Genomic DNA, 23,996 nt, shown 5'->3' with positions numbered 1-23,996 from the left:
TCCGGTCACGTCGCTCCGGCCGAAGGCCGTCCCGACGTGACCGGAAAGCGCAATAAGTCGGGGGTTTGGTCGGAAAGCGCAATAAGTCGGGGGTGTCAGGCGGTGCCGCGGGCGGCGGCGAGGCGACGCACACTCCGGTCGGCACCCGGCATACCCAAGGTTGTGCCGGCGAGCCCGACGAAGGTCTCGGCGGCACGCAGCAGGTCATCGGCCTCACGCACCGAGACCCGAACCGCGTGCGCCTCGACCTCCCGGCGACGCACGGCCGCGAGCGCGAAGAAGTCGGCCCACTCCCCCAGCTCGGGTGCCCGCGCAGCAAGGAGCGGCCAGAGGTCCTGGCGACGGCTCCGCCCACCGCGGGAGTGACCGGCGACGAGAGCCGCGGCAGCACGCATCGCGGCGTCCTGAGAGGTGACGTAGCGCGCAGTGGCGAACTCTGCGGCATACGCCTCCGCAAGGCACTGACGGGACTGTTCGAGGAGGGCGAGGGCGGGAGCGGCAGCCATGGCGATCAGTCCTGGGCCCGAAGGAGCACCCACGGGGCGCTGCAGCCGTCGGCGGCGTCGGAGGCGAGGTCATAGACACCGGTGCCCGCGGCACTTCCGGCCTCGACCCGCCACACGTGTCGTTCCGGACGCTCGCCGAGGTCTCCGAGGTCTCGCCACCACGAGCGCCGCTCGCTCCAGTCGTCGAGGACCTCACGGATGAGGAGGATCCGCCCCCGCCAGACGAACGCTGACGGTCGTGGGCGCAGGGCGACCGCACCCTCAGTGGCGGGAAGGGTCGCCTCGACCCGCACCTCGACCGGTTCTTCGTATCGGCGCACCACGACATGGCCTCCTCAGGGCAGGATGGGATGGAGTCAGTTGCGAACCACGCGTTCGGTCCGATGTGAACCTCAGAACCTCGAACACTTGTTCGAACACCATCACTCTACAGTTCCCCGATGCAGGGCCGTCAAGCCCTTACGCTGACCCCATGACCCAGTCCGGCGACCCGGAGTCGGAGCGCGATCTCAGCGTCCATCCGTCCGTTGCCGTTGTGCTGGACACCCTTGCGGCACACCACGTTCGGCCGGTCGTGCGCTACCTCCCCGATGCCGTCCGCACCGCCCGCGCGGCGGCCGAAGCGCTCGGCATCACTCCCGCCGAGATCGCCAACTCCCTCGTCTTCGCGGGGCGCCACCACAACGGCTCGATCGAGCCCGTGCTCGTCCTCGCCTCGGGTGGTCACCGCGTGGACCAGGACCGGATCGCGGGGCTGCTCGACCTCGCCGCCCTCGAGAAGGCCACCCCCGACGAAGTGCGCACTTGGACCGGCTTCGCGATCGGCGGAGTTGCGCCGGTCGGGCATCCCACCCCTCTGCGGACGGTGGTCGATGTGACCCTCAGCGGTCACGACCACGTGTGGGCAGCCGCCGGACACAGCCACTCGGTCTTCCAAACGACCTACGACGAACTGCTCCGCATCACCGGCGGCAAGGCCATCGAGGTCGACTGACGCGGGACCACCGAGACCGGCCGTCGGGCACCTCGACACGACACGGCCGCGTCACCGGGATGACGAGCGCCCCTCCACACTCACCGACCCGGCCACGCGGCCGCATGGCTACCCTCTGACAACTGGGTCAGGCTCGGGATCAGTACGGATACTCAGATCGCGTGATCGGCCTACTCAGGTCGGGCGCGACTCCCCTCAACGAGCCCCCGCCGCGAGCCCGAGGTTCTGGTAGACCTCAAGGGTCGCGGTGGAACGGTTCATCGTGATGAAGTGCAGGCCCGGCGCTCCCTCGGAGAGCATGCGCTGCGCGAGTTCGGTCGCGATCTCCACGCCCACCGCGCGCACGGCATCGGCGTCGCCGGCCACGGCCTCGAGCCGCCCGAGGACACGCTGGGGCAGCGGCGTCCCCATGAGCTGGGTCATGCGGGTGATCTGCTTGAGGTTCGTCACGGGCATGAGCCCGGGCGTGATCGGCAGGTCCCGGTGCTGCGCGACCCGGTCCCGAAGGCGCAAGTAGGTGTCCGCGTCGAAGACCATCTGGGTCACGGCGAAGCTCGCTCCAGCGTCGGCCTTCTTGACCAGGACCTCGACGTCCTGATCGAGGTCGCGCGAGGCCGGGTGGACGTCGGGGAACGCCGCGACGCCGATGGTGAAGTTGCCAAGCGTGCGGACGAGGCCGACCAGGTCGGTCGCATGGTCGAGCCCCTCGGGGTGGGCCACCCACTCGCCCCCGGGGTCGCCGGGCGGATCCCCACGCAGGGCCAAGATGTTGCGCACACCTGCCGCGGCGTACTGCCCCACGACCCGCCGGATGTCCTCGACGGAGGCGCCGACACAGGTGAGGTGCGCCAGAGGGGTGAGCGTCGTCTCGCGCGCGATGCGCTCCGTGACGCGCACCGTGCGGTCCTGGGTCGAGCCGCCGGCGCCGTAGGTCACCGACACGAAGTCGGGCCGCACACGCTCGAGCCGGCGGATGGCATCCCACAGCGCAGCCTCGGACACATCGTCCTTGGGCGGGAAGAACTCGAAGCTCACCGACGGCCGTTGACCGGCGAGGAGAGCAGGGATGTTGCGGGGTGCCATGCGGGTGAGATTAGTCGAGGCGCAAGGCCGTAGGCTCGGGCTCACAATCCGTGAGATGCGAGGAGCGTTCGTGACCAGCCCGTTGGATGAGGCCGATCTGCGCACGCGGGTCCAGACCTGCATCGACGATGAGTTGCGCCACCAGTCTGGCGTCCTCGATGAACTCGGACCCGACGTCTCGGACCTGCTCGATCGCATCGAGTCACTCCTGGCTGGCGGCAAGCGCCTGCGTGCAGCGTTCCTCTACTGGGGCCACCGCGCTGCAGGGCGGCCGGACTCCCCCGCGTTGATCCGACTCGCGACGGCGATGGAGTTCTTCCAAGCCGCTGCGCTCATCCACGACGACGTCATGGACGACTCGGACACACGCAGGGGTATGCCGGCCGCGCACCGCGCGCTCGCAGCCGTCCACACCGAGCGTGGCTGGGGTGGCGACGACGAGCGCTTCGGGGTCGCCGGCGCCATCCTCGCGGGCAATCTCTGCCTCACCTGGACCGACGAGCTCGTCGCCACGAGCGGTTTGCCTGCCGACGACCTTGCCCGCGGGCGCGAGATGTTCGACCGCATGAGGACCCAGCTCATGGCGGGCCAGTTCCTCGACGTCGTCGACTCGGTCCGGCCCTGGGATGACCTTCCGGCGGCCGAGCGTGTGGAGCGGGCGCAACGCGTCATTCGCTACAAGAGCGCCAAATACACCGTGGAGCACCCCTTGCTCATCGGCGCGACCGCCGGTGGCCTGGGCGAGACCGATCTCACCCATCTCTCGTCCTACGGGCTCGATGTCGGGCACGCCTTCCAGCTCCGCGACGACCTCCTCGGGGTCTTCGGCGACCCCGACTCCACGGGCAAGCCCGCTGGTGACGACCTGCGCGAGGGCAAGCGCACCCTGCTCATCGCCCACACCCTGAGTGGCACCGACGACGCCGGTCGCGCCCTGCTGCGCAAGCACCTCGGGCGCCCTGACCTCTCCCCCGCGGACGTCGATGCCCTGCGCGCCGTCATCACCGACTCCGGCGCGGTCGACGCCGTCGAGGGCGAAATCACCTCCCTGGCGACCCGCGCCCGCACCTCCCTCGCCGCCGCCACCGGAGTCACCCCGGACGCGCGACCCGTCCTCGACGCCTTGGTGGAGATCAGCACCGCCCGCACCGCCTGACCCCAAGACCCGAGCCGCAAAGACGCGAGCCGCCGTGGTTCGACAGCGGGAGGGAGCGGTCACGGCGCGAGCGCAGGTGTGCCGTTCGCCGCTGGCTGGGTCTGGCGGGAGCGCGGAGCGCGCTCAGCGCGCGACGTGCGGATGGGACTGCGGCGAACGGCATACGTGCGCGAAGCGCGCCCAAGGAGCGCACCCGGCATACGAAGAACTAGAAGGCGAGCTCCATGGCCCGCCGCCGCACCTCGGTCTTGAAACCTCCACGCAGCGCGTCGATCGGCGCACCCTCCACAGGGAGCGTCGAGTCCGGGGTGAAGAGCCAGCGCAGGATCTCGTCGTCCTTCATCCCACCGTCACCGAGCACGGTGAACGTGCCCTTGAGTGCAGGCAGGACGCCCTCGTCGTCCAGGAATTTCGCGGGGACGGCGACCACCTTGCGTTCGCCAACGCGCGCCGACAACACGTCGCGGTCGTCGATGAGGCGGCGCACCGCTGACAGCGGGAGGCCGAGGCGCTCGGCGAGGTCCGGCACGGTCAGCCACTCGCCGACGAGGGTCTCGAGATCGGTGTCCTGGTCGCTCACCGGGCCACTGTGCCACAGATCCCACATCGAACTAGTCACACCGGCTACTCTGACAACGCCTGCCACAGGAGTCACACAGACACCACGACGACGAGCACGCTCGTCACTCGGAAAGGACGGCCGACATGGTCATCGCCCTCCCCCCTGCGACTGTGCCGCCCACCGCTGTCATCCCCGCGCACACGATCAGCCACGCGACACCGGCACCTTCGGGCTGGACGACCTACACGGTCAGGGACGGTGACACCCTCATCGGGCTCGCGGCCACGTTCCGGACGACGCCGCAAGCCTTGGCTGCCAGGAACGGCATCAGTGATGCGCGGCGCCTGTGGACCGGAGCGAGGATCCAGGTCCCGGCTCCGGCCTCGGCCCGCGCCAAGGTCGCCCCTCGCGCCACGGCCCGAACTGTCGCCACGCACCGGGTTCGCGCCGGCGAGACCCTCTACGACATCGCCCGCCGTTATGGCACGACCGTGCCGGCGATCGCGAAGGCGAGCGGGATTTCGCCCCGCGCGTTCATCGTCCCGGGCCAGCGGCTGCGACTCACCACGACAGCCGGCGCCGCGAAGGCTGCCTCCGCCAAGCCCGCTGCCGCCCGAGCCCGCGGGTCGGTCTACCGGGTCCGGTCGGGCGACACCCTCCTCGGCATCGCGCAGAGGTACGACCGCACCGTCGGCGCCCTCGTCAAGGCCAACGGGCTGCGCAGCACCGTGATCCACCCCGGTCAGCGTCTCGTCCTTCCGACGACCGCCGCACGCAAGTCGGCTCCGAAGGCGCCCAAGGCCACGTCCGCCAACACGTTCGCCGGCCGGACCTATCCGGCAAAGATCGTCGCGAACGCCGCTCGCAACCGCGCCATCCTCGCGAAGCGTTCGGTCCCGACCCGCGCCCAGACCAAAGCGATGATCACGGCCACCGCCCGCCGCCACGGTGTCGACCCCAAACTCGCCCTCGCCATCTCGCTGCAGGAGTCCGGCTGGAACCAGAAGCAGGTCTCGGTCGCCAACGCAGTCGGCATCATGCAGGTGATCCCGTCGGGCGGGGAGTGGGCCTCGTCGCTCATCGGACGCAAACTCGACCTCCTCAACCCCCAGGACAACGTCACCGCCGGGGTCGTCATGCTCCGTGCCCTCACCCGGGCTGCGGGGTCCGAGGACATCGCCATTGCGGGCTACTACCAAGGACTCTCCTCGGTCCGGTCCAAGGGCATGTTCACCGACACCAAGAGCTATGTGGCGAACGTCAAGGCGCTCCGGGGTCGTATGTGACATCGGCGGCGCCCAGCACGGGGGTACACGGAGTGCGGCCCCGCAGTCCGTACACTCAACGGGTGTCCACAGCCCCCACCGACAGTCTCGTCGGCGAAATCCTCGACGGCCGCTACCGCGTCCTCGAGCGACTTGCCGAGGGCGGGATGGCCACGGTCTACATCGCACTCGACACTCGCCTCGACCGCGAGGTCGCGCTCAAGGTCATGCGCCCCCACCTCGCCCAGGACGACACCTTCCGGTCACGCTTCCACCGTGAGGCCCGCTCCGCAGCCCGCCTCTCCCACCCCGGAATCGTCGCGGTCTATGACCAGGGCGAGGACGACGGGCGCATGTTCCTCGCGATGGAGTACGTCCCCGGCAAGACGCTGCGCGAGGTCGTCGACACCGAGGGCGCGCTGACCCCCCGTGCCGCGCTGGACATCATGGTCCCCGTCCTCGAGGCACTCGCCGCGGCCCATGACGCCGGCATCATCCACCGTGACATCAAGCCCGAGAACGTCATCCTGCGCGAGGACGGGGCGATCAAGGTCGCCGACTTCGGCCTGGCGCGCGCCGTCACCTCGCAGACGGTCACGGGTTCCTCAGGCATGCTCCTCGGCACTGTGGCCTATCTCTCTCCCGAGCAGGTCGAGCGTGGGATCGCCGACGCGCGCAGTGATGTCTACGCGGCAGGTCTGCTTCTTTTCGAGATGCTGTCGGGTTCCAAGGCGTTCCTCGGGGACACGGCCATCAACGTCGCCTACCAGCATGTCCACGAAGGTGCGCCCAGGTTGCGCAGCCGGGCACCGGAGGCTCCGGAAATCCTTGACGAGCTTGTCGCTGCAGCCACGTCGCGTGACCCCGACGGTCGTCCTGCCGACGCGGGCGCTTTCGCCGCTCTCGTGCGCACCGCTCGCCGCGAGTTGAGCCCGGGAGAGCTGGACGATCGGCCGACGGACCCCAAGTCCGCGGCTGCCGCCGCAGCCACCGTGACCCGCACAACGGCGTTGCCCGTCGAACGACAGGTCACCTCGAGGGCGCAGCATCAGACGACGCCCGCAACATCCCTGCGCGACCAGGTGCGGGGTGCGCCACCGGCCACTCCGGGCGTCACCGCGCGAGAGCGGCGGGAGGACGGGTCTCGCCGGGCGATGTGGCCGTGGCTGCTTGTGGTCGTGTCCGCTGCCATCGCTTCGGCGACCGCGTGGTTCTTCCTCGCGGGCCCTGGCGCACCGACGATCGTCCCGGCCGTCACCGGCGAGCAGGTCGTGGCCGCCGAGGCCTCCATGCGCGCTCAGCACCTCGACCCCGTCAAGCGTGAGGACTTCAGCGAGACAGTGGCCAAGGGTGTCGTCATCTCGACTGCGCCCAAGGCCAATGCCGAGGTGCGTCGTGGGACAGCCGTGACTCTTGTCGTCTCCAAGGGGCCGGAGCGCTACGCCGTCCCGGCCCTCGCGGGCAAGTCCCTCGCCGACGCGACCAACGAGATCACTGGCGCGAACCTCGTCCTGGGGAAGGTCACCGAGAAGTACGACGATCAGATCCCCGAGGACCAGGTCATCTCGAGTGATCCGAAGCCGGGCACTCAGCTCAAGCGCGACGCCGCGGTGGCCCTCACGGTGAGCAAGGGCCGCCAGCCGATCAAGGTCGCTGACTTCACCGGCAAGCCACTCGCGGAGGCCAAACCCGCGTGGGAGAAGGCAGGGCTCGTCGTCGAGGTCTCCGGCGAGGAGAACCACGACACGATCCCCGCGGGCTCGGTCATCCGCCAGGAACCGGCCGACGGCAGCCTCTTCAAGGGCGACAAGATCACGGTGGTCACGTCGAAGGGACCCGTCCTCGTCGCTGTTCCGGGCGGACTCATCGGCAAGCAGTTCGCCGAGGTCAAGGGCATCCTCGAGGGCGCAGGCTTCAAGGTCACCGAGAAGCAGGCCATTCCCGGCCTCAACTTCGGCACCGTCCAGGGACTCAGCCTTCCTGAAGGATCTCAGCAGCCCAGAGGCAGCGAGATCGTCGTGACGACGGTCTGATGACAAACTCACCCCCGCTTGCCCACGACGGGCGGGCGCGGCTCGCGGTGCTCCTGCTCCTGGCGGTGACAGCCGTCTGGGGGTCGACGTTCTTCCTGATCCGGGACCTCGTGGAGCACGTCCCGTCGGCGGACTTCCTTGCGGTCCGTTTCGGCATCGCTGCCGTCCTGATGTTCGTCGTCTTCCATCGACAGACCCTCGCTCTGACCCGTCGCCAGCTCACGTTGGGCGCCGGCCTCGGAGCCCTGTATGCCGTGGCGCAGCTTCTGCAGACCGTGGGGCTGGAGACGACGGCTGCCTCCGTGTCGGGATTTCTCACGGGCACATACATCGTGCTCACTCCAGTCCTGGGCGCCCTGCTCCTGCGCGACCACGTTCCGCGCGCCGCGTGGATCGCCGCTGCCATCGCGACGGCGGGCATCGGAGTCCTGTCCTTGCAGGGCCTCGCCATGGGCTTCGGCGAGGCACTCACGTTGGGATCCGCCGCTGTGTACGCGTTGCACATCCTCGCGCTCGGTCGCTGGTCGACGGCATCGACCGCCCTGGGCCTGTCAACGATCCAGGCTGCGGTCATCGCAGTGATCTGCCTCGTGGCTGCCCTCCCGGACGGCGTGACCCTCCCTGCGACCGGTGGTCAGTGGGTCTCGCTCCTCTACATGGCCGTGTTCGCTGGTGCCGGCGCACTCATTGCCCAGACGTGGGCGCAGGCCCACCTCACCGCCACACGTGCGGCGATCGTCATGGCGATGGAGCCGGTCTTCGCCGCACTCTTTGCGGTGCTGTTCGGTGGCGAGTCCGTCACGTGGCGACTGCTCGTCGGTGGCGGGCTCGTCCTCTTCGCCATGTATCTCGTCGAACTCCGCGGCGCCACGCACGCGGCCGACGCGTCAGCACTCGAAGATCCGCCGGTGGAGATCCTCCACCACGACGTGTGACGGCCCGGCTTGCTCAGGCGAGCAGGTCAGTGAAGACCTCGGTTGCGGCATCCGTCGCCGCGTCGTCGACGTCGAGGTGCCAGACCAGGCGCACGGCTCGCGGCCCCGCCGCGTAGGCCCGTATGCCGCGTGCTCCCGCTGCGTCGACGAGTTCCGCAGGCGCCCAACGGGTTTCGCTCACGTCGAGCATGACGATGTTGGTCTCGACCAGCTCGGGCGAGACGACCGACGGCGCCACGGCCCCCACGGCTGATGCGAACCGTGCGGCCCGCGCGTGGTCGTCGGCCAGCCGCTCGATGTGATGGTCAAGGGCATGCAGGCCGGCGGCGGCAAGGATACCGACCTGACGCATCCCACCACCAAACCGCTTGCGCCAGATCCGCGCTCGCTCCATGTGCTCACGTGAGCCGACGAGGACCGAACCCACTGGCGCGCCGAGACCCTTGGACAGGCACACGCTCACCGTGTCGAACTCTCGACCGTAGTCGGCGAGCGGGATGCCGGTCGCGACGTGTGCGTTCCAGAGCCGCGCGCCGTCGAGGTGCATCGCCACGCCTGCGGTCTGACTGGCAGCGCGCACCTCGCGGATCGCCTCGAGTGACTGAATCGTCCCACCACCGAAGTTGTGGGTGTTCTCGAGGACGATGAGCGCTGTGCTCACCTGATAGGGCCCGGCACCGACACTCATCAGCCCAAGAGGGGCATCCGGCTCGAGGCGTCCGCGCTCCGAAGCCCACGACCGCGACGAGATCCCCGAGAGCACCGCTGCAGCCCCGAGCTCGGCTCGCAGCACGTGCGCCAACGAGTCGGCGATGACTTCCTGGCCAGCCTCGACATGAAGTCGCATGCCGAGTTGGTTGGCCATCGACCCGGTCGGGGTGAAGAGCCCTGCCTCATGTCCGAGCAACTCGGCGACGCGGGACTCAAGCTCCGCGACCGTCGGGTCCTCACCGAAGACGTCGTCACCCACCGGCGCCTCCGCCATGGCGAGGCGCATCGCCTGAGTGGGCTGGGTCAGCGTGTCGGAAAGGAGGTCCGCAACCCAGCGGGACGGCATACCCGATTCGTCAGAAGCAACCACAGCGTCAGTCGCGGCTGAGCATCTCGGCGACGAGGAACGCCAGCTCGAGACTCTGCTGGTGGTTCAGGCGCGGGTCGCAGACCGTCTCATAGCGCTTGTTGAGGTCCTCATCGAGGATCTTCTCGGCGCCGCCGAGGCACTCGGTGACGTCATTGCCGGTGAGCTCGACGTGGATACCACCCGGCACGGTGCCGAGCCCTTGGTGCACCTCGAAGAAGCCGCGGACCTCGTCGACGACGTCATCGAAGTCGCGGGTCTTGTAGCCCGACGCCGACTCGAAGGTGTTGCCGTGCATCGGGTCACAGATCCACGTGACGGCAGCGCCGCTCGCCGTGACCTTCTCAACGATGGGCGGAAGCGCCTCGCGCACCTGCCCGGCGCCCATGCGCGTGATGAAGGTCAGTCGGCCCGGCGTGCGCTCGGGGTCGACGAGGTCGATCATCCGCAGCAGGTCGTCGACCTGGGCCTTGGCCGAGACCTTGACGCCGATCGGGTTGTGGATCCGGCTCACGAAGTCGAGGTGCGCACCACCGAGGTCGCGGGTCCGCTCACCGATCCAGATGAAGTGGCCCGACGTGTCGTAGAGGTCGCCCGTGCGCGAGTCGACGCGCGTGAGCGGGCGCTCGTAGTCGAGGAGCAGCGCCTCGTGGGCGGCGAAGAACTCGGTGGTCTTCATCGCCTCGAAGTCGGCGCCGCACGCGGCCATGAACTTCATGGCCTTGTCGATGTCGCGGGCAAGCTTCTCGTAGCGCTGGTTCGCGGCGTTGGCGACGAAGCCGCGGTTCCAGTCGTGCACGTGGCGCAGGTCGGCGAAGCCACCGGTCGTGAACGCGCGCACGAGGTTCAGCGTCGCGCTGCTCGCGTGGTACGCGCGAACGAGACGCTGTGGGTCGGGGGTGCGCGCAGCCTCGGTGAAGTCGAAGTCGTTGACCATGTCGCCGCGGTAGGCCGGAAGGGTCACGTCCTCGCGCGTCTCGGTGTTGCTACTGCGGGGCTTGGCGAACTGGCCCGCCATGCGGCCCACCTTGACGACCGGCACGGACGCGCCATAGGTCAGGACGGCGGCCATCTGGAGGATCGTCTTGATGCGGTTCTTGATGTTGTCGGCAGTCGCGCCGGCGAACGTCTCGGCGCAGTCGCCCCCTTGGAGGACGAACGCGTCACCGCGGCTCGCGGCCGCCATGCGGTCACGCAGCACATCGCACTCACCGGCGAAGACGAGCGGCGGATAGGTCGCGAGCTCGGAGACAGCGGCGTCGAGGGCGACTGCGTCCGGCCACACCGGCTGCTGCGCAGCGGGCAGGTCGGGGGTCGCCTCGAGGTGGGTGCTCAGGTCCGCGTCGGTGGTCATGCTCACTCGTCAAGGATAGGCGCGTCTCGATCCGTGGCCTGCGGCGCCCGTATGCCGGTCACTCCCCTCCCACTCCCGGCTCACGTCCCGGGCTCGGTCGGCCCATCCTCGAGGCCACGCGCCAGGGCGAACCGGACGAGCTCGACGCGGTTGTGCAGGTGCAGCTTGCCGAGCGTGTTCTGGACGTGGTTCTGGACCGTCCTGTGCGACAGGACGAGCTCGGCGGCGATCTCCTTGTAGGACATCCCGGTGGCGACGAGCCGGAGGACTTCGGTCTCGCGATCCGTGAGCTCCGGGATGGGCCGACCTGCGGTCTGCGGCGCCGACTCGACCTCGGCGCCGCCGGCGGCCATGCGTCGGAACTCCCCGAGCACGAGCCCGGCCAGCCCGGGTGTGAAGACGGCCTCGCCACGTGCCGTCGCGGCCACGGCCTCGACGATCTCCTGACTGGATGCCGACTTCACGAGGTATCCGGTGGCACCGGCCTTGATTGCGGCGAGGACATCCATCTGTTCACCACTGGCCGAGAGGATCAGGACTCGGGTCTCGAGGTCACCCACGGCCCGGCACACCTCGTCGCCGCGCATGCCGGGAAGGTTGAGGTCGAGCACCAGCACGTCCGGTCGTGTCGCACGGGTGCGCCGCACGGTCGACGGCCCGTCGGCGGCCGTGGCGACGACCTCCAGACCCGCTTGGGCGAGATCACGCTCGAGCGCGCCCAGCCAGAGTGGGTGGTCGTCGGCCACGAGCACGGTGATCGGCGCGGGCGTGGTGTCGTTCATGCGTTCTCCTTGCGGGGCACGGAGATGACGACCCTGCAGCCACCCCCGGGTCTGGTGATGACGTCGGCGGTGCCGCCGAGGTCGCGAGCGCGGCCCTGGATCGACTGGCTCACACCGAGCCGTCCTCGGGAGGCAGCGGTCAGGAGGTGCTCGGGCTCGTCGCCGACGCCGTTGTCGCGGACGGTCACGGTCACGGTGTCGGCATCGGCCTCGAGCAGCACCCAGGCCTTCGCGTCGGCACCGGCGTGCTGAGTGACGTTGTCGAGGGCCGCCACGACCGCGGCGTCGATTTCGTCCGCTCGCGCCGCGTCGAGCAGAACCGGACCCCCAGGGAGGGAGACGCTGACGCGCTCACCCTCGTGGGCGCCGAGCATGGCCCGAAGGTCACGGCTAGCCCGGCCCGCAGCCGGCGACTCCGTCACGGGTGCCGAGGTCAGCCCCTGCGAGACGAGCCGTCGAAGTGTGCGCTCCTGCTCCGCGGCGAGCCCCCCGAGTTCGGCCCCCTGACCGCCGATCTCTCCGCCGCGGCGATGGATGAAGGCAAGTGTCTGCAGCACGCCGTCATGGACGACTCGAGCGAGGCGCTCACGCTCGCGCAGTCGCTCCTGCTCGGCAAGGACTTCCTCGTAGTGCCGCAGCCCTTCGCGCGCGAGGTCGACCGCCAGTCCGATCAGCCCCCCGAGGAGCACGAGCAGGAGGATGTTGTGCCACGTCGTGGGGTTCGGCGACCCGACCTCCAGGATGTCCGCGACCGCGATGATGCCGGCCACGACGAGTCCACCGAGCCGGCCGTGGAGGACGGCGGCCCCGGCGACTGGCCCGGCAGCCCAGATGGTCGGCAGGGTGAACTGACCCGCCGCGACGTCCTCGGGGTGGTCGGCCAGGAGGGTGGCAAAGATGCCTCCCACGGCGAGGGCCACCTCGACCGCGAGCAGGCCCGTCGTCCGCCGGCGGAAGGCCAGGAGCGCGAGGCTGAAGGCCATGAGAACGCCGACGACGGTGAACGCCACCCACGGTCGCGCCATGGTCTCGTAGCGAGACCACACGACCGTGCCGGCGTACAGTGCCGCGGCCGGTCGGAACCAGTCCAGCCCTCGTGAGAACGCCTCGACGATGACCGGCTCGGACCGTCCCGTGCGGGACGAGCGCCGCGTCACCCCGAACAGCGCCCCCCGGCGGTTCATGACCTCACCCAGCACGTCGGCCGTCGGTGCCACCGGGCCGATCACGGGCCTCGGGGTCGAATGCCTCGAGTTCGCGTTCGAGTTCGTCAACGGCTCGACCGGGCTTCGCGGCCTCGGCCTGCTCACGCTGAAGGATCTTCTTGGCCCGCGTGAGTCGATCCTTCATCGACCCGGCATACATGTCGACGTACTCCTGGCCAGAGAGCTCCATGAGGGCGTACATGACCTCGTCGGTGATGGAGCGCAGGACGAATCGATCGTCCTCCATTCCCTTGTAGCGGGAGAAGTCGAGCGGCTTGCCGATCTTGACCCCGACCCGCATGACCTTGGGGATGACCTTGCCCGTCGGCTGGGCCTTGTCGGTGTCGATCATGGCGACCGGGATCACGGGCACCCCAGCCTCGAGAGCCATCCGGGCCACACCCGTCTTGCCCTTGTAGAGACGTCCGTCGGGCGAGCGCGTTCCCTCGGGGTAGAGGCCGAGGAGCTCGCCGCGACGCAGGATCTTGAGTCCGGAGTTCAGCGCCGCCTCGCTGGCCTTGCCGCCGGACCGATCGACGGGAACCTGCCCGACGCCGCGGAAGAAGGCTGCCGTCAGTCGACCCTTGAGTCCGCCTCCGGTGAAGTAGTCGGCCTTCGCGAGGAAGGTCATGCGACGGGGCACGACGAGCGGCAGGAAGATCGAGTCGGAGAAGGACAGGTGGTTGCTCGCGAAGATCGCGCCGCCGGATTCGGGGATGTGTTCCTCACCTTCCACCCACGGTCGGAACAGGAACTTGAGGATGGGCCCCAGGACCACCGTTTTGAGCACCCAGTAGAACACCGTCGTCCTTTCCGTCGCGACGATTCGAACTCTAGTGCACGACTCGCAACGTGCGACCGGACTTGGGCGCCTGCGGACAGGGATCGCCGTCGTCATTGCCCGAGACGTCGCGCCGTCGAACGTGGCACCATTTCAGGTGATCGTCCGTTCTCGTCCCCGTGAGGCCAACCACATGAACGACCGTGACATCGACGCGGAGTTCGACGCGATCGTCGCCCACTGGGACGACGCCCCCGTCGAACCGTCGGGACCGCGCACCGTGTACGACATCACGGCCGCGTATGCCGCGTTGTCACCGCCCGAGACCGACGCACCGTCACCGCCTGAGCAGGTCACGGACGAGGGCAGCCCCGCGACGGACGACACCGCCACCCCTGAACTTGCCGATGAGTCCGACGGCGACCGCCGTGAAGGTTCTGAAGCAGGTGCCGAGTCCGCGACTGCACCACCGACGGGGTGGCGTGGTCCCACGGCCGAGGTCGACGAGGACGAGGCTGACGACGACCCTTCCCCGCGAGGGATGGCCGATCTTCCCCCGCCCGAGGACATCGGCTACTGGGGCGCGGTCATCGGCATGGTCGGTGGCCCCCTCCTGCTGATCTGGGTCCTGATCGTCAGGCCCTTCTACCAGGGGTGGTGGACGCTCGGCTCGATCCTGCTCTTCGTCGGTGGTTTCGCGCTGCTGGTCATGCGGCAGCCCGTGCGGCGCGACCCGGAGGACAGCGACGACGGCTCCCGCGTCTGATCGCAGCAGTCGACCGCACGTGACCCATCACCGTTCGAGGGAATCAGCCCCGGATCCTGGGGTCGGTGACACCGGATCGGCCTGCGCGACCTGATCGACGGCCAAGGCCTCGGCCTCCTCGACCATGCCTTCGGTGACCGTCTCGCTCGCGGCTGCGGCGGCTTCCTCGGCCCCTTCCTGAACCACCGTCGGCTCCCCGAGGCGGATGTCGACCCAGGTCGGGCGATGGTCACTTCCGGCGACCAGGTCGGCTTCGGGGATGTCGATCGCCGCGTGCGGCTCGGGGTGCAGCCCTGACGACGCGAAGATCACGTCGAGAACCTTCCGAGGACGGCGAGCCGGGAACGTCGGAACGGCGGGCGAGACCAGCCGCATCACACCGGCGAACGCCTTCCAGGCCTCCCCGGACTCGTTCTCGTTGAGGTCACCCGCGAGGACGACCTCACCGCCGACGTTGACGGCCCCCAGGATGACCTTTGCGTGCGCCGCGCGCTCACGCGCGTCGAGGCTGAGGTGAACGCTGGCCACCGCGATCGGCTCCCGTCCCGGAGCGGCCACCCTGGCCAGAGCGAAGCCCCTCGTCCTCTGGAGGAACGCGACCCGCAGTCGGGTGTGCTTGGACTCCACGACGTCGACCCTGAGGGACGTGAAGATCGTCGTGCCGCCACTCCCCCGGTGGCGACCTGACCAATACATGCCACAGTCCCGGGCGAAGTTCGCGACCCGCTGAGTCGAGAACAACCGGCGCGGAACTTCCTGCAGGCAGAGGACGTCCGGGTCGATGGCCCGCACCACACGGGCCGCGGCATACGGGTCCTCGAGGAAGTCGCGGGTGTTGTAGCTCGCAATCCGGATCGTCGTCACGCCGCTCCTCTCGGTGGTCAGGTCGCCGATTCGTTGCGGGCCAAGTCGGCAGCGCCGATGAGACCGGCCTCGTTCCCCAGTTTGGCAGCGACGATCCGGGCCTCGGGCCGGTAGCCACGACCCGTGAGGCGACGCCGGAAGGTGTCTCTCGCCGGCCCGAGCAGAAGCTCGCCGGCCGCCGAGACACCACCGCCGATGACAAAGGTGCCCGGGTCGAACGCCGCCGCGAGGTTCGCGATGCCGATGCCGAGCCAGTGCCCGATCTCGGCGAGCAACTCGGTCGAGGTCGGGTCGCCGTCGCGTGCGGCCTCGGTGACGATCGGCCCGGTGAGCTCGTCCGCCCTCCCGTCCACGCGAGACGCCAGATCCGTGGCGACCGGCGAATTGGCGAGGATCATCGCGCGCGCCTCCCGCACGAGGGCGTTGCCGGAGGCGTACTGCTCCCAGCATCCGCGGTTGCCGCACTCGCAACGCTGTCCTTCGGGTACGACCTGCATGTGGCCGAACTCCCCAGCGATGCCGAATCGGCCACGGTAGAGCTCACCGTGGAGAAGGATCGCTCCGCCGATCCCCGTGCCGAGGTTGACCATGACGACGTCCGAATCGTCCTGTGCCGCACCGAACCTCCACTCGGCCCAGCATGCCGCGTTGGCGTCGTTGTCGACGACGATCGGCAGGTCGATGCGCTTGCTGAGGGCGTCGCGCAGGGGCTCGTCCCGCCAGGACAGGTGAGGCGCGAAGACAACGGTCGCTCGGTCTGCGGCCACGAATCCAGCGGCGCCGATGCCGACCGCCGAGACGTCGTGCCCCTCCGAACGGAGTTCCTCCACGACATCGACGATGGTGTCCTCGACGACCTTGGGCCGCTTGGAACGATGCGGTGTGTCGCGTCGCGCTCGGGCGAGGATCTCTCCGCGCTCATCGACCAGACCACCGGCGACCTTGGTGCCGCCGATGTCGATGCCGATCGCCAGGGTCACGACTGGTCGTCCTCGTCGACGACCGTGATCGCCTCGCTGCGTGGCGTCCGCTCCGGCGCCCCCGGGCGGGCTTCGCCCGCGGATTCCGTATGCCGTCCCGCCATCTCCGTGAGCACCGTCGCCGCGGCGGTGGCGAGATCCGCGAGGCGAGCCAACGTCTCGGGACTCACGCCGCGCAGGACCGAGATCGAGCGACACACCGGGCACCACGTGCACGTCTCGGCGTCACCCATGGCGACGTGAACATGTTGCGCGTGGCCATCGCGCCCGGGGGCCTGTGTATCCGCCGGCCCAGCGCCGCCGGCACCCGCAGCGTGGTCAGCGGAGTCGTCGCCCCGTGCCCCGTCAGCGGTGGGAGCCTCCGGCCCGCTCCCCGGCGTGGGCTCGTTGTGGCCGCCGGCAGGTCGTCCCAGTGCCGCGAGCAGCCGGGCTGCCTCCTCGGCAACCGAACCCACCGCTGCATCAACTCGCGCCTCAGCGTCCACTCGGCCACTCCTCCTCTACGCGTTCGAAACGCACCCGGAGTTCCCCGGAGCGCACCCCAGCATTCTTGACGATGCATCGTCGCAGCACCGAGGGCAACGCAATCACACGGCGCACGCCCCCGACGTCAACGACGAGGTCGTCGGCCCGACGCGCCAGTTCGACGTCGCCCGAGCGGGCCAGCGGCAGCGGCAGGACCAGGACGAACTCCTCACCGTCGGCATCGACGCGCAGTCCGTTCGACTTCACCGGCGCGCCCAGGGGCGGCAGGTCACCGTCGAGGGTGGCGGTCTGACGGGCAAGATCCGCCAGTGCCGCTGCTCCGGTGGGCTCGCCTGCGAGATACGGCGCCGTGAGGACGGGAGTCCCGTGGAAGGACTCGATGATCGTGGCGATGCCTGCGGACTGGGCCGAGTTCCACGCGGACCGCCACGGGTCGTCGTCGATCGGAATGACGCGGTTGACGACGACTGCGTCGACGGCATACCCGTGCAGGGACAGGGACGTGAGGATACGGCGAGCCTCGGCGATCACGACGTTCTCGGGCGTGAGGACGATCCGCACGCTGGCCCGAGACGAGGTGAGCAGGTCCCTCACTTCGGCCATGTGGGCACGCCAGGTCGCAACGACGTCGAGGACGTCAAGGCTCGGCAGCGGGAGGCCGGCAGCCTTCGCCGCAGCCGGTCGCATCGCCGTGAGCAGACGGCGCTGCGACGGAAGCAGTCGGTCAAGGTGCCAACCCAGGAGCTCGGGAAGGGCCAGCAGGCGCAGCGTCTCAGCCGTCGGCGCACAGTCGACGACGATGACATCCCAGGCGCCGCTCGTGGCGTGGTGGCCCAACGTGAGCAGCGCGCTGATCTCGTCGGCGCCGGGAAGTGCGGTGAGTTCCTCGGCCACCACCGGGTCGACGCCCACCGAGTCGAGAACGGTCAGGAGGTAGTCGCGCAGCGTCCCCCAGTCGGCCGCAACGCTGGTGCGTGCCCCCACGGCTTGGGCGTGGAGGCGCTCCTCGACCTCCTGGGTCTGGTCCCACGTCCGGGACGTGCGCAGGTCGACCTTGAGTGCGTCCCCGAGGCTGTGTGCCACGTCGGTCGACATGACGAGGGTGCGCTGCCCGGCCCGGGCTGCGTCCACGGCGAGGGCCGCTGCGGTCGTCGTCTTGCCGACTCCCCCCTTGCCGGTGACGAGGACGACGCGCGGCGTCACGGCAACCGGAGGCAGCGCGACTGCGGCGGCAGGGATGGCGAGGCCCTCAGGCGAGGGACTCGACGCGCTTCTTGAGCTCCTTGAGCGCCGTGTCGATGATGAGCTTCTCGGCCTTGCGCTTCAGCATCCCGATCATGGGGATCTTGACGTCGACGGACAGTGCGTAGTCGACCTGCGTGCCCTCGCCGTCCGAGGTGAGGGTGTAGGACCCGTCGAGGGCCTTGAGCACACCGGCTCGCACCAGACTCCAGGCGACGACGCCCGACCCGTCCTCGGCGATGCGGTCCCAGTCGTACTCGAGCACGTAGGTGTCCTTGACGGCCCCGGCATCCATGACGTACTCGACCTGGTCCGCCCACCCGTCACCGTCCTCGCTGAGGATCGTCACGGTCTTCACCTGATCGGCCCACTCGGGGTAGGCCTCGAAGTCGGCGATGACGTCGAGCACGGCGCCCGGCTCGGCCGCGATGTGGATGGAGGACGACGTGCTCTCTGTCATGGGCGCAGGCTACCGAACCCCTGCCTACCTCTAGGATCGGACCACGGCAGATGTCGCGTCCGCCGCTGAAACCGCTGGCGACCTGGCCCGACGAGGACATCTCTCGGCCAGCCGAAGGAGAGCACGTTGTTGCAAGAGAAGATCACTCCCGCCCTCGCTCCCGAGACCACGGAGGGCAGCCTCGCCGATCTCCCGGATCGCCATCGTCGTGAGAACCCCACCCGTGCCGCCTTCTCCGTGCGTGACGGCGCCGGGTGGCGCGACGTGTCCGCCAAGGAATTCGCTGATCAGGTCGACGCCCTCGCCAAGGGCTTCCTCGCGTCCGGCGTCAGGCCCGGGGACGCGGTCGGCATCATGAGCCGCACCCGCTACGAGTGGACGCTGACGGACTTCGCCCTGTGGACGGCCGGAGCCATCCCGGTTCCGATCTACGAAACCTCCTCCCCCGACCAGGTCGAGTGGATCCTCAAGGACTCGGGCGCAGTCGGTGTCGTCGTCGAGTCGACCAAGCATCAGGGCGCTCTCTCCGGTGTGTCGGCGACCCTCCCCTCCCTCACCCACACCTGGGTCATCGACAACGGCGACCTCGACTCCCTGGCCTCCTCGGGCGCCGGGTCTGATGACGCGACGCTCGTCGCGGCTCGGGACGGCGTCAACCGTGCGTCGATCGCCACGATCATCTACACCTCCGGCACGACCGGGCGGCCCAAGGGTGTCGAGCTGACCCACGGCAACTTCCTCGACCTCACCGACAACACCGTCGAGAAGCTCAAGGATGTCGTCGCAGCCCCAGGCGCGGCCACGCTCCTCTTCCTCCCCCTGGCCCACGTCTTCGCGCGCTTCATCGAGGTGCTCTGCGTGCACTCGGGCGCCAAGCTGGCGCACTCCGCCGACATCAAGACCCTCCTGGACGACTTCGCGAGCTACCAGCCGACCTTCATCCTCGCCGTGCCGCGGGTCTTCGAGAAGGTCTACAACTCGGCCGAGGCCAAGGCCGTCGCCGGTGGCAAGGGCAACATCTTCGCCAAGGCTGCCGACACCGCCATCGCCTACTCCGAGGCCCAGGAGTCCGGCTCCGTCGGGTTCGGCCTCAAGGCCAAGCACGCCGTGTTCGACAAGCTCGTCTACGGCAAGCTCCGCGCAGCCATGGGCGGCAAGGTCCAGTACGCCGTGTCAGGTGGCGCGCCCCTCGGGACCCGCCTCGGCCACTTCTTCCGCGGTATCGGGGTGACGATCCTCGAGGGCTACGGCCTGACCGAGACGACCGCGCCGATCTGCGTGAACCTCCCCGAGCGTCTCAAGGTCGGCACCGTCGGCCCGCCGCTGCCCGGCACCGCCGTGCGCATCGCCGAGGACGGCGAGATCCTCGTCCAGGGACACAACGTCTTCGGCACCTACCGCAACAACCCCGACGCGACGGCCGAGGCCATTCGCGACGGCTGGTTCCACACCGGTGACATCGGCGAGCTCGACGACGACGGCTACCTCAAGATCACGGGCCGCAAGAAGGAGATCCTCGTGACCGCCGGTGGCAAGAACGTCGCCCCCGCAGTGCTCGAAGACCGCCTCCGCGCGCACCCGCTCGTCTCGCAGTGCATCGTCGTCGGTGACCAGAAGCCGTTCATCGCGGCCCTGGTCACGATCGACGAGGAGATGCTCCCCATGTGGGCCGCCAACAACGGGCTCGAGGGAATCACCCCGGCCCAGGCCCGGACCAATGAGACCGTCCTCGCCGAGATCCAGAAGGCCGTCGACGAGGCCAACACCGCCGTGTCCAAGGCCGAGTCGATCCGCAAGTTCGCCGTGCTCGAGAACGACTTCACCGAGGAGACTGGGCACTTGACCCCCTCGCTGAAGCTCAAGCGCAACGTGGTCATGCGCGACTTCGCGGATGAGGTCGATGCGCTCTACGGCGGCTGACCGACCCCCTCCCTCCACCGAGGGAAACTTCACGGATCGCGGGGAAGGTTCCCCGCGATCCGTGAAGTTTGCGGGCTTCGCCCGCGAGACGTATGCCGCGTGGCTGCTTGCCGCAGGATGGCTCGCCTACCTCGGCGTGCTCCAGTGGAGCGTCGTCCGGTTCCGATTCCCCATCGTGGTCACCCTGACGGTGGTCGCCGTCGGGCTCGGGCTGTGGTTGTGGCGTCGGACAGAGATTCGTTCTGCCCCACCGCTACTCGCCCCCTTCGTCCTGTTGGCGTCGGTGGCGATCACCTGGGCCGTGCCACTGTTCAGCTACCTGCGCGACGGTGCGCTGACCGCGGCCCTCACGGTTCTCACCGTCGTGGGTGTCGGAGCTGCTGGGCTCCTCGCCGCACCGACCGCGGCACGGGCGCGGGCGGCATACCTGCTTGCCGTGCTCGGCCACGTCGTCACCGCGACGATCACGACGATCGGCGACCCGGCTCCGAAGATCGACGTGTGGGTCACGCTCCAGCAGGCGAGCGATGCGCTGGCCCGTGGCGAGAACTTCTACGACATGTCCTGGACCGACTCTCCAGGGATCCAGGACGCCTTCACCTACCTGCCGTGGACGACGGTGCTGCTCGCTCCGGGTCGGTGGATCGGGGGCGATGTGCGCTGGGCCATCGCGTTCTGGTCCGTGGTCCTCTTCGCTGGCATCTGGGCCCTGGCCCGCCCGCGCCCCGGGGATGCGCCGAGCAGTGCGCGCGCGACGGCCCTGCGTGCTTCGATCCCGGTGGCGGCTCTTGTCGTCGCACCCGGAACTCTGACCCAGATCGACCAGGCCTGGACCGAGCCGTTGCTCGCCACCGGCCTGGTGTGGTGGGCAGTGCTCGTGCGGCGCGGTCACGCGTGGTGGGCGATCGTGCCGCTCGCACTGGCCTGCGCGAGCAAGCAGCATCTTGCTCTCCTCCTCCCCCTGATGTTGTTGTGGCGGCCGTTCGGGGCCAGACGCGCCGTCGCGACGGGCGCGCTGACTGGTGTTCTCATCGCGCCGTGGTTCCTCGCCTCGCCCTCGGACTTCGTCCACGACACGATCACGCTTCTCGTGGGCTTCCACCCCATCCGCTTCGCGAACACGTGGTACCTCTGGTTCCTCAACGAACACGGCATCACGCTGCCGTTCTGGGTCACTGGCCTCGTCGTCTTCGGTGCCCTCGGGATCGCGGCATGGCTCATCCATCGGCGCCAGCCCGGGCTCGACGAACTGTTGCGCTGGTTCGCGTTCGTCCTCTTGGCGGCCAACCTCGTCAACAAGCAGGCGTTCTACAACCAGTACTGGCTGAGTGCGGCTCTCGTGGCGATCTCCTTGGCCATTCCTGCCCGGGATCGTGGAGACGTCACTTCGGAGCCGCCAACTGGTTCAGCTCCGCCAGCCACCTTTTCGTGAACTCGGCCCGGGTCGTGTCGAGAACATCGACGAACGCCCGGTCCATGGCGTCCTCGGCACGTGCCGGTGACTCGGTCACACTCGACGCGGTGTGGAACCGCTGCAGCGCTGCCTCTCCGTGACGGCGGGCGATGAGATCGACCGCGAGCCACGCGGCCAGGTAGTTCGGCGCGATCTCCCCTTGGCTCGGGTCGAAGTCCCCCTGCGTGGGAAGCCTCGTCGGCCCATTGCCGTCCGCGACCCTCGTGAGGAGGGGTGCGGCGAGTTCACCCCTGGGGCGCCCCGACCCCGCATACCCGACATGATCGGCGAAGCCCTCGACGAGCCACAAGGGCGCCGCACCGGGGAGGGAGCTGCGGACTGCGACGTGGGTGCTCTCGTGGGTGATGACGAACTGGCGACCGGTGGGCGTCAACCGCGCGAAGGCGTCGGGATTGAGCACGATGCGGTCGCGGGTCGCGCGGCCGGTCGCGTCGACCGGCCCATCAGTGATCGCGGCCACCTGGCTGAGGTCGTCTGCTCGACCCACCTGTTCCCGGAAGGCAGCGGCGTCCTTGGGCGCGATGATCGTGACCTGACGGGGCCACGTGTGCGTCCAGTGCTCGTTGACGTCACTGACCGCGCGGTCTGCCATCTCTGCGTATGCCGTGAGCGTCGCCCTGTCGACGGTGCCCGTCACCGTGCTTGCGGTGCCTTCGACGGTGAGTGCCCCTGCCAAGGGCGGCAAGCTCGGTTCACCCCCGGGCGGGGACGCAGGCACCGTGGGTGAGGTGGCGGGCGCCGGTGCGGCACTCTCGGGCACCGCCGGCGTCCCGACGACCGAGGCGGAGACCGTGGGCTCCGGCTCACCTCGGACGCAGCCGGTCACGGTCGAGACGAGCACTGAGCCGGCCACGGCGACGACTGTCAGCCGGGCTCGCAAGGGGCGCGACGGCATACGAGATCGTTGGTCGGTCAGGGGCACGTGCCCCATCGTGTCAGGCGAACGTCACCCGACCGCATGTCCGAGGTCGAACGGGACGCGCTGGGAACGCACCGACGCTGCGGACTCGGCCGTGATGAGTCCAGCGCGCACACACGCCGTCACCGCGGCCCGCTCATCGGAGTCGATCGGTAGGTCACTGCGCAGGCCCATGGCGTCGGGATCGACCAGGGCGGTCACCATGCAGTCACCGCAGTGGAGATCGCGCACCGGGCAACGCGAGCAGAGGATGGTCAGGCTGTCGTGGGTCAGGTCGTGGGACATGTTCATCACCTCTTTCATCGGGTCGCCACACACGCTATGAGCCGGCACTGACAGTGGCGGATGGGAACACTGTGTGCGGTTCCGCAGATGCTCCCGTTGCCACGCGTCCCGTTCCGCAAGGGCTACGTTGGGGACGTGAGGTCGCCACGCGACTGCGCGCTCGAGTCCGAGCGGCATCCACAGCTTCCGGCCGGGACTGACGAACGGGTCTCGGGCTACGGCGTCATGGGTCAGCCGTTTGCCTCCGGCCATGTGCTGGGACTGCGACGGTGGACTGCGTCCTCGGTCGGCGAGCAGTTCACGTCGATCTGGCATCGGGACCCCGATGACAATTGGCACTTCTACGAGTCCGCCCAGCCAGAGTTCGCCTGCTCGCGCTGGTTTGGCCACGGGGTGCAGGAGTCGACCGTCGTCGACATCGATGTCACGTGGGAGGGGTCGCATCTCCTGCGCGTCACATCGCCGCCGCTGGTCGACTGGACGCTGACCCTCGCCTCGTCGCCGATGACGCGAGTCATGAGCGCCGTGGCCCGACCCCTGCCGCTCGCCGCGTGGCGCTCGCCCGCGCTCCTCAGAGCAATGGGCACCGTTGCATCATCGACGTTGGGAGTCGGGAAGGTGGGCATGACGGGCCTCACGGCCAATGGACTTCCGTTCGACGCCAATCCGCAACGCATCTGGCGGGTCGTGGACGCGACAGCGCAGATCCAGGGGCAGGACGCAGGGCCGCCAGCGCCCTTGCCCGAGCAGGCCCGGCTTGGCGACTTCTGGATTCCTCAGCACGGAGTCTTCGCCATGGGACGAGTGTTCATCGGCGCCTGAGAGCACCCTGGACGTCCCTGTGCGGCCTGCCTCCCGGAGGCTGT

Annotated in this window: 25 protein-coding genes; 9 read left to right on the top strand and 16 right to left on the bottom strand. The window is 69.1% G+C overall.

The genetic code is table 11. The features are described from left to right. Nucleotides 1-95 precede the first annotated feature (95 nt). Together N802_RS06975 and N802_RS06970 are read right to left on the bottom strand one after the other, a co-directional pair. Nucleotides 96-506 (bottom strand): SAV_6107 family HEPN domain-containing protein, encoded by a 411-nt coding sequence (locus N802_RS06975; protein WP_035914036.1) that lies wholly within the window; start codon nt 504-506, stop codon nt 96-98. A 5-nt stretch (nt 507-511) separates the two neighbouring features. After that, nucleotides 512-829 (bottom strand): DUF6504 family protein, encoded by a 318-nt coding sequence (locus N802_RS06970; protein WP_052109549.1) that lies wholly within the window; start codon nt 827-829, stop codon nt 512-514. Between the two features lie 149 nt (nt 830-978). Between N802_RS06970 and N802_RS06965 the strand changes: the two genes are divergently transcribed. Continuing rightward, nucleotides 979-1,500, top strand: coding sequence for a YbaK/EbsC family protein (locus N802_RS06965; RefSeq protein ID WP_052109547.1), 522 nt, complete (start codon nt 979-981; stop codon nt 1,498-1,500). 195 nt (nt 1,501-1,695) lie between these two features. Here the strand turns inward: N802_RS06965 and metF are convergent, their stop codons facing one another. Continuing rightward, on the bottom strand, nt 1,696-2,583 hold the full coding sequence (metF, locus tag N802_RS06960) for a methylenetetrahydrofolate reductase [NAD(P)H] (protein ID WP_035914035.1): 888 nt from the start codon (nt 2,581-2,583) through the stop codon (nt 1,696-1,698). A 70-nt stretch (nt 2,584-2,653) separates the two neighbouring features. Here metF and N802_RS06955 point away from each other — a divergent pair, with 70 nt between their 5' ends. Then, entirely contained in the window at nt 2,654-3,739 is a 1,086-nt protein-coding gene (locus N802_RS06955) for a polyprenyl synthetase family protein (protein ID WP_425402462.1), read from the top strand. Nucleotides 3,740-3,947: 208 nt separating this feature from the next. Here the strand turns inward: N802_RS06955 and N802_RS06950 are convergent, their stop codons facing one another. Next, nucleotides 3,948-4,346: an Rv2175c family DNA-binding protein gene (locus N802_RS06950; protein WP_052109546.1), complete on the bottom strand. Its 399-nt coding sequence runs from the start codon at nt 4,344-4,346 to the stop codon at nt 3,948-3,950. Nucleotides 4,347-4,444: 98 nt separating this feature from the next. Here N802_RS06950 and N802_RS06945 point away from each other — a divergent pair, with 98 nt between their 5' ends. The 3 genes from N802_RS06945 (at nt 4,445) to N802_RS06935 (ending at nt 8,534) form a co-directional block, all read left to right on the top strand. Next, nucleotides 4,445-5,587, top strand: coding sequence for a LysM peptidoglycan-binding domain-containing protein (locus tag N802_RS06945; RefSeq protein ID WP_052109544.1), 1,143 nt, complete (start codon nt 4,445-4,447; stop codon nt 5,585-5,587). A 62-nt stretch (nt 5,588-5,649) separates the two neighbouring features. Beyond that, nucleotides 5,650-7,599 carry a Stk1 family PASTA domain-containing Ser/Thr kinase gene (gene pknB, locus N802_RS06940; RefSeq protein WP_035914029.1) on the top strand — a complete coding sequence of 650 codons (1,950 nt, stop codon included), beginning with the start codon at nt 5,650-5,652 and terminating at the stop codon, nt 7,597-7,599. Further along, entirely contained in the window at nt 7,599-8,534 is a 936-nt protein-coding gene (locus N802_RS06935) for a DMT family transporter (protein WP_035914027.1), read from the top strand. The genes pknB and N802_RS06935 overlap by 1 nt, the downstream gene beginning before the upstream one ends. 13 nt (nt 8,535-8,547) lie before the next feature. Here the strand turns inward: N802_RS06935 and N802_RS06930 are convergent, their stop codons facing one another. From N802_RS06930 to N802_RS06910, 5 genes are all read right to left on the bottom strand, one after another. Then, entirely contained in the window at nt 8,548-9,591 is a 1,044-nt protein-coding gene (locus tag N802_RS06930; protein ID WP_035914025.1) for a threonine aldolase family protein, read from the bottom strand. A gap of 28 nt (nt 9,592-9,619) precedes the next feature. Further along, nucleotides 9,620-10,966, bottom strand: a complete 1,347-nt coding sequence (locus tag N802_RS06925) for a class II 3-deoxy-7-phosphoheptulonate synthase (RefSeq protein ID WP_035914024.1) — start codon at nt 10,964-10,966, stop codon at nt 9,620-9,622. 80 nt (nt 10,967-11,046) lie between these two features. Then, nucleotides 11,047-11,748 (bottom strand): response regulator, encoded by a 702-nt coding sequence (locus N802_RS06920; RefSeq protein ID WP_035914023.1) that lies wholly within the window; start codon nt 11,746-11,748, stop codon nt 11,047-11,049. Continuing rightward, on the bottom strand, nt 11,745-12,965 hold the full coding sequence (gene macS, locus N802_RS06915; protein WP_156971315.1) for a MacS family sensor histidine kinase: 1,221 nt from the start codon (nt 12,963-12,965) through the stop codon (nt 11,745-11,747). Before macS ends, N802_RS06920 begins: the two co-directional genes overlap by 4 nt. After that, entirely contained in the window at nt 12,937-13,755 is an 819-nt protein-coding gene (locus N802_RS06910) for a lysophospholipid acyltransferase family protein (protein WP_035914022.1), read from the bottom strand. Before N802_RS06910 ends, macS begins: the two co-directional genes overlap by 29 nt. Before the next feature lie 172 nt (nt 13,756-13,927). On the opposite strand from N802_RS06910, the gene N802_RS06905 reads away from it, so the two are divergent. Beyond that, complete coding sequence (locus tag N802_RS06905) at nt 13,928-14,500, top strand: hypothetical protein (RefSeq protein ID WP_156971313.1); 573 nt, start codon at nt 13,928-13,930, stop codon at nt 14,498-14,500. A 27-nt stretch (nt 14,501-14,527) separates the two neighbouring features. On the opposite strand, the gene N802_RS06900 is transcribed toward N802_RS06905, so the two are convergent. The 5 genes from N802_RS06900 to N802_RS06880 are packed head-to-tail and all read right to left on the bottom strand — an operon-like array spanning nt 14,528 to nt 18,532. Continuing rightward, nucleotides 14,528-15,364, bottom strand: a complete 837-nt coding sequence (locus N802_RS06900) for an endonuclease/exonuclease/phosphatase family protein (protein WP_084071950.1) — start codon at nt 15,362-15,364, stop codon at nt 14,528-14,530. Nucleotides 15,365-15,381: 17 nt separating this feature from the next. Next, nucleotides 15,382-16,344: an ROK family glucokinase gene (locus N802_RS06895; RefSeq protein ID WP_035914020.1), complete on the bottom strand. Its 963-nt coding sequence runs from the start codon at nt 16,342-16,344 to the stop codon at nt 15,382-15,384. Next, nucleotides 16,341-16,829, bottom strand: coding sequence for a hypothetical protein (locus tag N802_RS06890; RefSeq protein ID WP_035914019.1), 489 nt, complete (start codon nt 16,827-16,829; stop codon nt 16,341-16,343). The genes N802_RS06895 and N802_RS06890 overlap by 4 nt, the downstream gene beginning before the upstream one ends. Further along, a complete protein-coding gene (locus N802_RS06885; protein WP_169743400.1) occupies nt 16,819-18,033 on the bottom strand; it encodes an ArsA family ATPase in 1,215 nt (404 codons plus the stop codon). The genes N802_RS06890 and N802_RS06885 overlap by 11 nt, the downstream gene beginning before the upstream one ends. Before the next feature lie 46 nt (nt 18,034-18,079). Next, nucleotides 18,080-18,532, bottom strand: coding sequence for an SRPBCC family protein (locus N802_RS06880; RefSeq protein WP_035914015.1), 453 nt, complete (start codon nt 18,530-18,532; stop codon nt 18,080-18,082). Between the two features lie 129 nt (nt 18,533-18,661). Here N802_RS06880 and N802_RS06875 point away from each other — a divergent pair, with 129 nt between their 5' ends. Both N802_RS06875 and N802_RS06870 read left to right on the top strand, forming a co-directional pair. After that, nucleotides 18,662-20,452, top strand: coding sequence for an AMP-dependent synthetase/ligase (locus N802_RS06875; protein ID WP_035914421.1), 1,791 nt, complete (start codon nt 18,662-18,664; stop codon nt 20,450-20,452). Between the two features lie 61 nt (nt 20,453-20,513). Then, nucleotides 20,514-21,884 (top strand): hypothetical protein, encoded by a 1,371-nt coding sequence (locus tag N802_RS06870; RefSeq protein WP_052109541.1) that lies wholly within the window; start codon nt 20,514-20,516, stop codon nt 21,882-21,884. Here N802_RS06870 and N802_RS06865 read toward each other — a convergent pair. Both N802_RS06865 and N802_RS06860 read right to left on the bottom strand, forming a co-directional pair. Beyond that, a complete protein-coding gene (locus N802_RS06865) occupies nt 21,835-22,848 on the bottom strand; it encodes a hypothetical protein (RefSeq protein ID WP_156971312.1) in 1,014 nt (337 codons plus the stop codon). The two genes, N802_RS06870 and N802_RS06865, sit on opposite strands and share 50 nt — an antisense overlap. A 24-nt stretch (nt 22,849-22,872) precedes the next feature. After that, nucleotides 22,873-23,130: a hypothetical protein gene (locus N802_RS06860; protein WP_084071994.1), complete on the bottom strand. Its 258-nt coding sequence runs from the start codon at nt 23,128-23,130 to the stop codon at nt 22,873-22,875. A gap of 135 nt (nt 23,131-23,265) precedes the next feature. Between N802_RS06860 and N802_RS06855 the strand changes: the two genes are divergently transcribed. Further along, the gene (locus tag N802_RS06855; RefSeq protein ID WP_035914412.1) at nt 23,266-23,952 is read left to right on the top strand and encodes a hypothetical protein; all 687 of its coding nucleotides are present in this window, start codon (nt 23,266-23,268) and stop codon (nt 23,950-23,952) included. Nucleotides 23,953-23,996 lie beyond the last annotated feature (44 nt).

Source organism: Knoellia sinensis KCTC 19936 (assembly GCF_000768705.1).
Taxonomy (GTDB): domain Bacteria; phylum Actinomycetota; class Actinomycetes; order Actinomycetales; family Dermatophilaceae; genus Knoellia; species Knoellia sinensis.
Note: the sequence above shows the minus strand (reverse complement) of the source record. Positions and strands in the feature narration are given on the sequence as shown.

Coding starts and splice junctions, on each gene's coding strand:
- N802_RS06975 (WP_035914036.1), bottom strand. CDS start 506: ATGGCTGCCGCTCCCGCCCTCGCCCTCCTCGAACAGTCCCGTCAGTGC.
- N802_RS06965 (WP_052109547.1), top strand. CDS start 979: ATGACCCAGTCCGGCGACCCGGAGTCGGAGCGCGATCTCAGCGTCCAT.
- metF (WP_035914035.1), bottom strand. CDS start 2,583: ATGGCACCCCGCAACATCCCTGCTCTCCTCGCCGGTCAACGGCCGTCG.
- N802_RS06950 (WP_052109546.1), bottom strand. CDS start 4,346: ATGTGGGATCTGTGGCACAGTGGCCCGGTGAGCGACCAGGACACCGAT.
- N802_RS06945 (WP_052109544.1), top strand. CDS start 4,445: ATGGTCATCGCCCTCCCCCCTGCGACTGTGCCGCCCACCGCTGTCATC.
- N802_RS06935 (WP_035914027.1), top strand. CDS start 7,599: ATGACAAACTCACCCCCGCTTGCCCACGACGGGCGGGCGCGGCTCGCG.
- N802_RS06930 (WP_035914025.1), bottom strand. CDS start 9,591: ATGCCGTCCCGCTGGGTTGCGGACCTCCTTTCCGACACGCTGACCCAG.
- N802_RS06925 (WP_035914024.1), bottom strand. CDS start 10,966: ATGACCACCGACGCGGACCTGAGCACCCACCTCGAGGCGACCCCCGAC.
- N802_RS06920 (WP_035914023.1), bottom strand. CDS start 11,748: ATGAACGACACCACGCCCGCGCCGATCACCGTGCTCGTGGCCGACGAC.
- N802_RS06905 (WP_156971313.1), top strand. CDS start 13,928: ATGAACGACCGTGACATCGACGCGGAGTTCGACGCGATCGTCGCCCAC.
- N802_RS06880 (WP_035914015.1), bottom strand. CDS start 18,532: ATGACAGAGAGCACGTCGTCCTCCATCCACATCGCGGCCGAGCCGGGC.
- N802_RS06860 (WP_084071994.1), bottom strand. CDS start 23,130: ATGTCCCACGACCTGACCCACGACAGCCTGACCATCCTCTGCTCGCGT.